Raw genomic sequence first — 12220 nt, 5'->3', positions numbered from 1 at the left:
AAGATGGTTGAAAAAATAAGAAGCTTATTTAGTTGATAAGTATTAGGAAGATAACATGAAGAAATACCCTTTAATTAGTGTAATTGTACCTGTATACAATGTTGAACAGTATTTACGACAATGTATAGATAGTATTTTGAATCAGACTTACCCAGAGATTGAAGTCTTATTAATAAATGATGGTTCGACAGATGCTTCTGACGATATTTGTCGGGAGTATGTGGAACGTGATAATCGTATTCGTTATTTTGTTAAGGAAAACGGAGGATTGTCAGACGCTCGAAACTATGCTTTAGACAGAGCTACGGGAGAGTATGTAACCTTTGTTGATTCAGATGATTTTTTGATGGAGCAAGCTCTGGAAAAGCTGTATGCAACTAGTCTGCTTGGGGAATCAGACTTAGTAGTAGGTTTCTTTTGCTACTTTGAAGAACCTTATTTTCAATTCTTCACGCAGCACGACATTCCTAAACTACCTATCACTTTTATTGGTAATATTGATGCAGTTCAACAACTGGATGATATGGTAGATGTAAATTTCTTGCGTTTTTCAACTGCTTGGGGGAAATTGTATAAGCGCAGTTTATTTGAGGGTATTCGATATCCTTATGGGAAATACGCAGAAGATCAATTTACAACCTGGAAACTTTATTTAAAAGCAGAAAAGATAGCTGTAAGTAATCAGACTGTTTATGTGTATCGATACAATCCCAATGGTTTATCTAAAAGTTTTAATTTATCACATATGGATTATATTGATGCTTTGGAAGAAAGAATTCGTGAAACCAAAGATATAGACGGGATTAATATTGTAAAAACATATAGAATGTATGACTATGTGTTGAAAAGAAGATTATCAGAGTTGGAATTCTATGGATATGAAGAAGAAAGGGAAAAGTTGAAACATAAGATTGATCATCTTGATTTAGAAAACATTATCAATCAGCTAGAACTGGAGAAGCAAGATGAATAATGAATTGATTAGTATTATCGTTCCGATTTATAATACAGAGAAGTATTTACATGAGTGTTTGAATAGTATTCAACAACAGACTTATCCGTATTTTGAGTGCATCATGGTCAATGATGGCTCGACTGATTCATCAGGAATAATTTGTCAGGAATATGTAGAGAATGATAGTCGTTTTCGTTATTTTGAAAAGGATAATGGTGGTGTAGCTTCTGCTCGTAACCTAGGACTCGAACGTTCGGGGGGGGCGTACATTACTTTTATTGATTCAGATGATTGGGTTGAGCCGAACTATTTAGATGTTCTTTATACTGCTCTTAAAGAGAATGATACAGATGTAGCAATTTCTACTTATAAACGATTTGCTCAGGATGGTGTATTTTATTTGAGAAGTTATTCAAGGGAGGACGATGAATTTCTTAATATTGGGACAAGAAGTAGAGATTCTTTTTTAGAAATCCTTCCAAGATTGGGAGAGCTTGATCATAGTTTTTACTCTATTTCATCTAAATTAATAAAAAGAGAAATCATTGGAAATCTTTTGTTTGATGAACAAATAAGCTATGCAGAAGACTTGAATTTCTTCTTTTATTTATATCTTGGAGTTGAGTCAGTTGTTTATGTGAGAGACTATACTTATGTCTACAGAACACATGATGCTAGTACATCACAAAATGTTAATGAACTTAAAGCATTACAAGAGTTGGAAATCTATAAAAAGATGTTCCAACAAATTGACAGGATGGGACTACCAACTTTCCATTATTTTAAAAGAATGGAAAATGTAGTGACATATAGAATATCCGGTTTTCCAACATCAAAAGCAATTAGAGAATATGAATCATTTGTGTCAGAAGTTCGAGAAAGGGTTACTTATCAGCAACCATTAATTAGTCTAATCGTTCCGATTTATAATGTTGAGAACTATCTATGGAGCTGTTTGGACAGCATTGCTAAACAGACTTATTCAAATATAGAGGTTCTGTTGGTTAACGATGGTTCACCAGATGGTTCTGCTGCTATCTGTCAGGAGTTTGTTGCGAGGGATAGTCGTTTTCGTTATATTGAAAAGGAAAATGGTGGCTTGTCGGATGCTCGAAATGTTGGTATTGCGAGAGCAAAAGGGGAGTTTCTATCATTTGTTGATTCAGATGATTGGATAGAACCGACTTATGTAGAGGATTTGTACCGAGCAGCCTTATTTAATGATGCAGAAGTAGTTGTATCGAATTATAAAAAATTTGATGTGAAGGATAACTGTTACTGGATTCACATCTTTGATGATTATTATGAAACTCATTATAGTGGGGAGGAGCTCATCCAGCAACTACCCGCATTAGAACGTAAGGATTTCTCTTTTACAACAAGTTGGGGAATTTTATTTGCGCGTAGATTGTTTGATGCTATTTCCTTCCCTAAAGGGAAAACGATTGAAGATACTCGTACTAATTATCGTCTTTTTGCAGAGTCTAGCCGTCTAACCTATATCCATAAGGCTCTTTATAATTATAGAGTAGGAGTGGATAGTATTAGCAGTAGGATAACTGAAAAATTGTTGGTTGATGTTTTGGAATGTTTGATGGAACGGATGGCGGTTTATGCTGTTAAAGGATGGAATGTAGCGGATGAAAGAGAGAATGTGTTAACGAATTTAAAAATGCGTTACAATCAAGCAAAAGAAGCAGGACTTCAAAATACGGAAATTTTTAAACGATATACAGAATTTATAAGTTTATTAGAATAGTGAGAAATGAAATAAAGATGAATAATGAATTGATCAGTATTATTGTTCCAATTTATAATACAGAGAAGTATTTGCGTCAGTGCTTGGATAGTATTATCAATCAGACTTATGCTAATTTTGAAGTGTTACTCGTAAACGATGGTTCAACAGATTTATCTGGAATGATTTGTCAGGAATACGTAGAGAATGATAGTCGTTTCCGTTATTTTGAAAAAGAAAATGGCGGAGTATCTTCTGCACGTAACCTAGGACTCGAACGTTCGGGGGGGGCATACATTACTTTTATTGATTCAGACGATTGGGTGGAGTCAAATCATCTAGAAGCCCTTTTAAAAGGCATAAAAGAAAATAACACTGATATAGCTGTTTCAAAACATAAATCTTTTAATACAGAAGATGGTTTGTTTTATTTTCCTGCATATTCCAATCAAAGCCAAAATGATCTTTGTATAAAAAAGAAGCAAATACGTCCATTTTTAGAGTTATTTCCGAAATTAAATTACTTAACTCATGATTTTGCTTGTATTGCTTCAAAGTTATTTAAAAAATCATTAACCCAAAATTTATTCTTGGATGAAAAACTGACACAGAGTGAAGATTTAGATTATTTCTTTAAATTATATTTGCGAGCGGAAAGTATTGTTTATATAGATGAAGTAACGTATATATATGTACAACATGGTCAGAATGCGAGTCATCATCCTTCGGAAGCATCTGCTCTTTGCGACATAAAAGTACATTGGAATATGTTAGATTTTATAAATGAATTAAACATTCCTAATTATTATTATTTGGAAAGGATCAAGCATTTACTATCCTATTGGAAAGACAGTTTTCCAGATTCAAAAGACATTAAGGTGTATGAAACTATGGTAACCAATTTAGAAAATGATATTACTTATCCTCGTCCATTAATTAGTCTAATCGTTCCAATTTATAATGTAGAGAATTATTTACGGATGTGTTTGGATAGTATTGCCAATCAAACTTATTCAAATATAGAAGTTCTGTTGGTTAACGATGGTTCACCAGATGGTTCTGCTGCTATCTGCCAGGAGTTTGTTGCGAAGGATAGTCGTTTTCGTTATATTGAAAAGGAAAATGGTGGCTTGTCGGACGCTCGAAATGCTGGTATTGCTGAGGCGGAAGGAGAATTTTTATCCTTTATTGATTCAGATGACTGGATAGAACCGACTTATGTAGAGGATCTGTACCGAGCAGCCTTGCTTAATGATGCAGAAGTAGTTGTATCCAATTATCAAGAATTTCATCAAGAACGCAATGTTTATTTGATTCATCTCTTTGAGGATTATTATGAGAGTCATTATAGTGGGGAGGAATTAATACAACAACTACCCTTATTAGAACGTAGGGATCTATCATTTAAAACAAGTTGGGGAATTCTGTTTGCGCGTAGATTATTTGATATCATTTCCTTCCCTAAAGGGAAAATTATTGAAGATACTCGTACTAATTATCGCCTTTTTGCAGAGTCTTGTCGTTCGACTTATATCCATAAGGCTCTTTATAATCATAGAGTGGGAGTAGATAGTATTAGCAGTAGGGTAACTGAAAAGTTGTTGGTTGATGTTTTGGACTGTTTGATGGAACGGATGGCGGTTTATGCTATTAAAGGATGGAATGTAGCGGATGAAAGAGAGAATGTGTTAACGAATTTAAAAATGCGTTACAATCAAGCAAAAGAAGCAGGACTTCAAAGTACGGAAATCTTTAAACGCTATGCAGAACTTTTGTATTTATTAAGCGATTAAAGCTCCCTCTTATCCTATAAATGACAGCACTTGACTAGGATAAAACGATACTAATGTAGTCTGCAGGGATTATCTAAGAGTATCAAGACATCTCGTTTGAGCAACTGTGATATTTTGTAAATATAAAACATGCGTGGAAGTATTGGTATTGAATAAAGAAGCTAGAGCATGAATGGAGATATTCCTATCTTGTAGATACTTGAAAGCAGATTTATTCTGCTTTTTTTGATATAATAGAAAGACTGGAATTGTATATAGAGTTAAAATTTTTTAGTATAAAATTAAATTCTATTTATATTTTGACAACAAATCGTGTTGATGTTTAACTTGTTCTGCCTCAGTAAGTGCGAGCCAAGTATATTTTTAACAGAAATTTCCTGTCAAAGTGCTATCTTGGATAAACACTTTGACATTGTTTGTCTAGGGGACTTTGATAATAAAATAGTATTTTAGTTTTAACTTTGAAATGATAAGAGCTAGCGCTCAAAAATAAAGCGGAAAATGACTAAGGTTTCTAACATGATTTACTGGGTTATTTTCTATTCCTTTTCTACTGTGTAGTGGAAAGAATAAAAAATGCTATATTAATTTTATGTAAGGATTCGTTATGAAAAATATTTTTTCGTCTATAATAGTGAAAAAAGGTCTTGTGACCCTGTTTTTGATTTTTATTTATGTCTTGGGAAGTAGATTATCTCTTCCTTTTGTTAATGTGAATAGCAGAGATTTTTTAGGTGGTTCAACTGCCTATTTAGCTTTTTCTACAGCTATTTCAGGTGGAAACCTTAGGAGTCTTTCTTTGCTGTCGGTAGGTCTTTCTCCTTGGATGTCTGCGACACTTTTATGGCAAATGTTCTCCTTGTCTAAACGTTTAGGGATTACCTCTCTCTCAATAGAGGTGCAAGATAGAAGGAAAATGTACCTAACCTTATTTATTTCGATTATCCAGTCGTTGGCTATTTCCCTAAATCTCCCCATTCAGGAATCCTTTTCTCCAATTGTTATTACCTTTATGAATACTCTGTTACTGATTGCGGGTACCTTCTTCTTAGTTTGGTTGTCAGATATAAATGCCAGCAATGGTTTGGGAGGTCCTATGGTTATTTTGCTATCTAGTATGGTATTGACTATTCCACAGGATATGATTGAAACGTTTAAAGTTATCCATATATCTTATATCAGTATTCTATTATTAGTTCTGATGGGCTTCCTTTTCACCTATATTGTTTCCATTTTGTATCGAGCGCGCTATCGTTTACCTGTACATAAAGTTGGTTTGCATAGCCGATTTAAGAGATATTCTTATTTTGAGATAATGCTAAATCCGGCTGGGGGAATGCCGTATATGTATGTTATGACTTTTATGAGTTTACCTACTTATGTATTGCTTCTTCTACATGCTATATTTCCAAAAAATCCCATCTATATGGAGTTATCTGGTCAATATAAAATGGGTGAGCCACTATGGATTTATTTATATATAGGTATTTTATTTATTTTTAGTATTGCATTTGCATTTGTAAATATAAGTGGAGATCAGATTGCTGATCGAATGAAAAAGTCAGGTGAATATATCTATGGAGTATATCCAGGTGAGGAGACCAGTCGTTTTATCAACGGTCTAGTTTTCCGATTTTCTATTGTAGGAGGAATCATTAATGTGGTTATGGCGGGCTTGCCAATGTTCCTTGTTTTATCTGATGAAAAACTGTTGCGAGTGGCCATGATTCCTGGTTTGTTTTTAATGCTGAATGGAATGATTTTTAATGTAAAAGATGAAGTAAAGGCTTTAAGAATGAACGAAACTTATAAACCACTTATCTAGGAGGTTGCGATGTATTATTTTATTCCAGCATGGTATGGGACTGATAGACCATGGCATTTTGATTTAATTCCTTGGTATCGTACTTTTTTTAAACTTGAATTTGATGATACCTTTAATCAAATCAGATTATTACAGGATCAGGGCTTTCGTTCTCAACTGTTGATTTTGTCCTACCAACCTCATCTTCGATATTTTTTACATCGTCATAGTGTCTTGGAGACAGAAGCTTATTCTGTATTTGATGATATGCAAGATTTTTCTGTGGAAAACTCACAGATTTTAAGCCTTAAAGATATTGAATGGGATAGTGAGTGTGAATTTATTTATAGTCCATTTGCTATATTGGTGCAGAGAAAAGGTAGACTGTATGCACAGGTAGAACATGGTGTAGAAGGTTTTATTAGTCATATCCAATACTTCAATAGTGAAGGTCAACGTTCTGAACAGTTTATTATGGATGATAGGGGGCTAGTATCTAGTGTTATTTATTTTAAGGATGATGTAGCTTACTATCAAGATTATCTGAATACTAAAGGAATTTGGCAGTTTAGAGAGCACTTGCAGGATGGTGGACGTATTGAGATTAATCCAATATTTGGTTATCGATTTAAATCATTGACTTATCATAATATAGGCGAGGTAATAGAGGAATTTTTTGAAAAACGACTAAGTAAAATTTATAAAAAGAATAATTTATTTATTATTCCAGCCCATCAAGTTCACAATGATTTAATGATGAGAACTTTACCGGAAGAAAGTCATAAGATTTTGAGTCTCTTTATTGATCGAAATCCTCAAGATACATTTCCCGCTTTATTGCCAGTATTCAATAAGGTAGATTTTACCTTGGTAGATAGGGAAGATAGTCTTCATATTTTGAAAGAATTATATCCAGAGAATGAACAATATTTTAAACATTTGTCTCCTTTTGATACTCGCCTACGTTTGGGGCGTAGCCAGACAAGAAAAACCTCTTTTATTTACTATCAATTGAATTTTAAAGAGGGTATTGATGAAGAGGGGATATATCAAATATTAGATTTTGTTTCGAAAACAAAAGATGTGGAATTGATATTTGGTACCTTTGCGACGGATGAAGAACTACTAGAGCAGTTTGAAGATTTAATTCAGAAGATTATACAAGAGAGAATCGATAGTCAATCGTTGGAAAAAGATGCGGGTTATGGCGATTCAGAAAATCCTTTAGAGGATAATAAAGTAGAGGAACTGAGATATCAAGTCGTTAATATGAATGATGAACTGGATTTAATTAAAACCTTGGAATTTGTACGTTTAATTGTAGACTTAAGTAAACTTCCTCATCTTTATACTCAAATTGCTGGAATTAGTGCAGGGATTCCTCAAATTAATCGAGTGAAAACAGTTTATGTGGATCATTTAAAGAACGGATATCTTATTTCTGACTTATCAGAACTTCAAAAGGCAATCCATTATTATTTGGATACACTTAAGGAGTGGAATCAAGCCTTGATTTACTCTGTAGAAAAAATCAAGGAACATACGGGACAGATGTTTTTAGAAAAACTCCAAAATTGGATAGGAGAAATCACAGATGTCAAAGAATCTTAAAATCTTACAAATTGGAATTGATAACTGGAAACATTGTTTTGAAATTCCTGATAATATGGACTGGTATTATTTTTGTCCTGATTCTTCTCTTGCTTTGAGAAAAATGATGGAGATGGATGGAATTACTAGTTTTCATGTTGTTTTAATAGAGGACGGTCAGTATCTGAAAGATTTACTTCCGTTTATGAATAACATAGAACCTCATACTCTTTTATATAACCAAAATTTTGAAACGGCAGATTTGACCATTTCATCATTTCTAAAAAGATCTTGTGCTCAGGCTGTTGATTTTTCAGACCCTCAAACATTACTGGAAGATTTGTCGACTTCGCTGTTTGGTGGCGGATATGGCGATAAGTTGAAGCCGTTTATGTTGCAAGTCAATCCTGCTTTTAAGGGTTCGATTTCTTATCAAGGCTTTGAGCACTTAACATTGGAGGGATATTTTGGAGAAGAATTTTCTCAGTTAGCTTTTTGGAGTTATAACGTAATCCTAGAAGAGGAACTCCCTATTGAATTGTGGTTGGAGTATGAAAAAAGTGATGGGGTAGAATTTCAAGTTAGTATAAAAAAATAAAACAAGGTTCGGTGTCAGAAATTATAGAAGAGATAATCCTAAATGAACCTGATTTAGAAAAGGCATTCGTCATTCCGGGCGAATCCAAAGGTTATTTAGCAATTTCAATTCTAGCACGTGGTCAGGGGATTCTTCAATTAGGAAGTTTACACAGACGTTGGACTCGTAAGCAATTTGGGAAGTTTTTCTTGGGGGGAAATATCTTACACGATAGTAAGCGTGAAGAAATTAATTATTTCTTCCATCCTGGAGATTTTAAGCCTCCATTGAATGTATACTTTGCAGGGTATCGTTCTGCGGAAGGTTTTGAAGGATATTACATGATGAAAAATCTTGGATGTCCTTTCATCTTGTTTTCTGATCCACGTCTTGAAGGTGGTGCCTTTTATTTGGGAAGTGATGAGCTAGAAAATAAGGTAAAGGAAACGATTCTTCACTATCTAGATTATCTAGGATTTGATAAAAAAGATTTGATTTTGTCAGGTCTTTCTATGGGAACATTTCCATCTCTTTATTATGGTGCCTCCTTTGAACCTCATGCTATTATTGTCGGTAAACCTCTTGCCAATATTGGAACAATCGCTAGTCGTGGACGATTAGAAGCTCCAGGCGTATTTAATACAGCTTTTGATATTTTGCATCATCAAACTGGGGGAGTTAGCTCTAGACATATGCTGGAATTAGATCAACGTTTTTGGAATGTTTTTAAACAAGCAGATTTTTCAAATACAACCTTTGGTCTATCTTATATGAAAGACGAGGATATGGATAGCCGTGCTTATGAACAATTAGTTGATCACTTATGTAATACAGGAGCGAAAATACTTTCTAAAGGAACAGCGGGACGACATAATGATGATACGGATACCAATGTAGCTTGGTTTTTGCACTTTTATCATATGGTGTTAGAGGCAGATTTTGGGAGAGGTGATGAATGATTATCAAACAAAGACAAGGAATAGAGTGGGGAGAAGTTGGGGGAACATTTATGTACGGCACTCGGGTGACTTATCATAGCTACCAGCATGTCAGTCTCTATAATCCTTTGTTAACATCTGGAGAAATTCTGAGGAGCTGGTTTTCTAGTTTGAACTATCAAGGAGCTAGAACTCAAGTTAGTCTGCCTTTATTAAAACGAGAACAGGATTATCAAATGTGTATGAATTTCGATTGTCAACCAGAGCAAGGTTTATACATAAAAATTAGATTTTTTGATCGCTATGAAACTGTAATTGAGGAAAAGGTAGAAAAAGTTAAACAATTTATGTTTACTTACCCCCAAGAAGCTTACACCTATGAAGTGTCTCTTTTGAGTGCAGGTTTTGAGTCGTTAGACTTTTATGATTTTTATATCGAGGAGATGAATCGTGATTAAAAATTTTAGTCAAGATTTTCAGTTGAGGAAAGTCAAAAGGATCTTAAAAAAGATTAATGCCCTAAAAGGGGAAATGGAGTCTCTCTCAGATCAAAAATTAGCGGCAAAAACACTAGAATTCCGACAACGTCTTGCTAAAGGAGAAACGGTGGATGATCTTTTGGTTGAGGCATTTGCAGTAGTACGTGAAGCAGATAAACGAGTGTTAGGAATGTTCCCCTATGATGTACAGGTCATGGGAGGAATTGTTATTCATCAAGGTGATGTAGCGGAGATGAACACAGGTGAGGGGAAAACCTTGACAGCTACTATGCCCGTTTACCTCAATGCGCTGACGGGCAAGGGAACGATGGTTATTACAACGAATGAATATCTTGCCAAGCGTGATGCGGAGGAAATGGGACAGGTTTACCGTTTTTTAGACTTATCTGTTGGAATTCCCTTTACAGGTGATCCTAATGAAGAATACACACCTGAGGAAAAAAGACTTATTTATGAATCAGATATTATATACACAACCAATAGTGTATTGGGATTTGATTATCTGAATGATAATTTAGCTTCTGATGAGTCATCTAAATTTTTACGTCCTTTTGATTATGTAATCATTGATGAAATTGATGATATTTTACTTGATAGTGCTCAAACTCCTTTGATTGTTGCCGGTGCTCCGCGTGTTCAATCTAATCACTACGGTATTATTGATACGCTGGTAACGACCTTGGTTGAAGGTGAGGATTACATTTTTAAAGAGGAGAAAGATGAAGTTTGGTTGACCACTAAAGGTGCTAAGGCTGCTGAAAGCTTTTTAGGAATAGATCATTTTTACAAGGAAGAACATGCGGTTTTTGCTCGTCATCTAGTCTATGCAATAAGGGCTCATAAACTTTATACAAGAGATAAGGACTATATCGTTCGAGGGGATGAAATGGTACTGGTCGATAAGGGGACAGGACGTCTTATGGAAATGACCAAACTACAGGGAGGTCTCCATCAGGCAATTGAGGCGAAGGAGCATGTTAAATTGTCTCCAGAAACAAGAGCCATGGCTTCCATAACCTATCAGAGTCTCTTTAAGATGTTTAATAAGATATCGGGGATGACAGGGACAGGTAAGGTTGCAGAAAAAGAGTTTCTTGAAACTTATAATATGGCAGTTATTCGTATTCCAACCAATCGTCCGAAACAACGGATTGACTATCCAGACAATTTGTATGTAACGTTACCTGAAAAAGTGTATGCTTCTTTGGAGTATATCAAAGAATACCATGCTAAGGGAAATCCTTTATTGGTTTTTGTTGGTTCTGTGGAGATGTCCCATCTTTACTCATCTCTTTTATTACGTGAAGGGATTGCCCATAATGTTCTAAATGCTAATAATGTGGCGCGTGAGGCTCAGATTATCTCCGAGTCAGGTCAGATGGGGGCTGTGACAGTAGCTACCTCTATGGCAGGACGTGGTACGGATATTAAACTTGGTAAGGGAGTTGCAGAACTTGGAGGATTGATTGTAATCGGAACAGAGCGGATGGAAAGTCAACGGATCGATCTGCAAATTCGTGGCCGTTCTGGCCGTCAGGGAGATCCTGGGATGAGTAAGTTCTTTGTATCTTTAGAGGACGATGTTATCAAGAAATTTGGTCCATCTTGGGTGCATAAAAAGTATAAAGACTATCAGGTTCAAGATATGACTCAACCAGAAGTATTGAAAGGCCGTAAATATCGGAAACTGGTCGAAAAGGCTCAGCATGCCAGTGATAGTGCTGGACGTTCGGCGCGTCGTCAGACACTAGAATATGCTGAGAGTATGAATATTCAACGGAATATGGTCTATAAAGAAAGAAATCGTCTAATAGATGGTTCTCGTGACTTAGAGGATGTTGTTGAGGAAATCATTGCTAGTTACATTGATCAAGTGACCTCTTCAAATTATGAAAGCCGAGACTTGCTCTTCCACTTTATCGTGACCAATATTAGTTTCCATGTTAAAGAGATTCCAGATTATATAGATGTGACTGACAAGACTGCAGTTCGTAGTTTTATGAAGCAGGTGATTGATAAAGAACTTTCAGAAAAGAAAGAATTACTTGATCAACATGACTTGTATGAACAGTTTTTACGACTTTCTTTGCTCAAGGCTATTGATGATAACTGGGTAGAGCAGGTAGATTACTTACAACAATTGACTATGGCGATAGGGAATCAGCCGGCTGCTCAGAAAAATCCTATAGTAGAGTATTATCAGGAGGCTTATGATGGTTTTGAAACCATGAAAGAACAGATTCGGGCTGATATGATACGTAATCTTTTGATGGGACTTGTTGAAGTTACTTCTAAAGGTGAGATTATGACTCATTTCCCATAAGA

General features: G+C 35.1%; 7 protein-coding genes and 1 pseudogene. All 8 read left to right on the top strand.

What is annotated here, in order from left to right:
- Positions 1–55 precede the first annotated feature (55 nt).
- The 8 genes and pseudogenes from SK629_RS08440 to secA2 all read left to right on the top strand — a co-directional run bounded on the left by SK629_RS08440 (position 56) and on the right by secA2 (position 12218).
- A complete protein-coding gene (locus SK629_RS08440) occupies positions 56–973 on the top strand; it encodes a glycosyltransferase family 2 protein (RefSeq protein WP_050492365.1) in 918 nt (305 codons plus the stop codon).
- Positions 966–2714 (top strand): glycosyltransferase family 2 protein, encoded by a 1749-nt coding sequence (locus SK629_RS11015; RefSeq protein ID WP_050492364.1) that lies wholly within the window; start codon positions 966–968, stop codon positions 2712–2714. Before SK629_RS08440 ends, SK629_RS11015 begins: the two co-directional genes overlap by 8 nt.
- A gap of 17 nt (positions 2715–2731) precedes the next feature.
- Positions 2732–4486, top strand: a complete 1755-nt coding sequence (locus SK629_RS12690) for a glycosyltransferase family 2 protein (protein ID WP_080710270.1) — start codon at positions 2732–2734, stop codon at positions 4484–4486.
- A gap of 607 nt (positions 4487–5093) precedes the next feature.
- Positions 5094–6311, top strand: coding sequence for an accessory Sec system protein translocase subunit SecY2 (secY2, locus tag SK629_RS08420; protein ID WP_042901435.1), 1218 nt, complete (start codon positions 5094–5096; stop codon positions 6309–6311).
- Between the two features lie 9 nt (positions 6312–6320).
- A complete protein-coding gene (gene asp1 / locus SK629_RS08415) occupies positions 6321–7901 on the top strand; it encodes an accessory Sec system protein Asp1 (RefSeq protein WP_042901434.1) in 1581 nt (526 codons plus the stop codon).
- A pseudogene (gene asp2, locus SK629_RS08410) lies at positions 7885–9416 on the top strand (accessory Sec system protein Asp2). The gene asp1 and the pseudogene asp2 overlap by 17 nt, the downstream one beginning before the upstream one ends.
- On the top strand, positions 9413–9853 hold the full coding sequence (gene asp3 / locus SK629_RS08405; protein WP_042901433.1) for an accessory Sec system protein Asp3: 441 nt from the start codon (positions 9413–9415) through the stop codon (positions 9851–9853). The pseudogene asp2 and the gene asp3 overlap by 4 nt, the downstream one beginning before the upstream one ends.
- Positions 9846–12218, top strand: a complete 2373-nt coding sequence (gene secA2 / locus SK629_RS08400) for an accessory Sec system translocase SecA2 (protein WP_042901432.1) — start codon at positions 9846–9848, stop codon at positions 12216–12218. The genes asp3 and secA2 overlap by 8 nt, the downstream gene beginning before the upstream one ends.
- Positions 12219–12220 lie beyond the last annotated feature (2 nt).

It is taken from the genome of Streptococcus mitis (assembly GCF_000722695.1).
In the GTDB taxonomy this organism is placed as follows: domain Bacteria; phylum Bacillota; class Bacilli; order Lactobacillales; family Streptococcaceae; genus Streptococcus; species Streptococcus mitis_O.
Note: the sequence above shows the minus strand (reverse complement) of the source record. Positions and strands in the feature narration are given on the sequence as shown.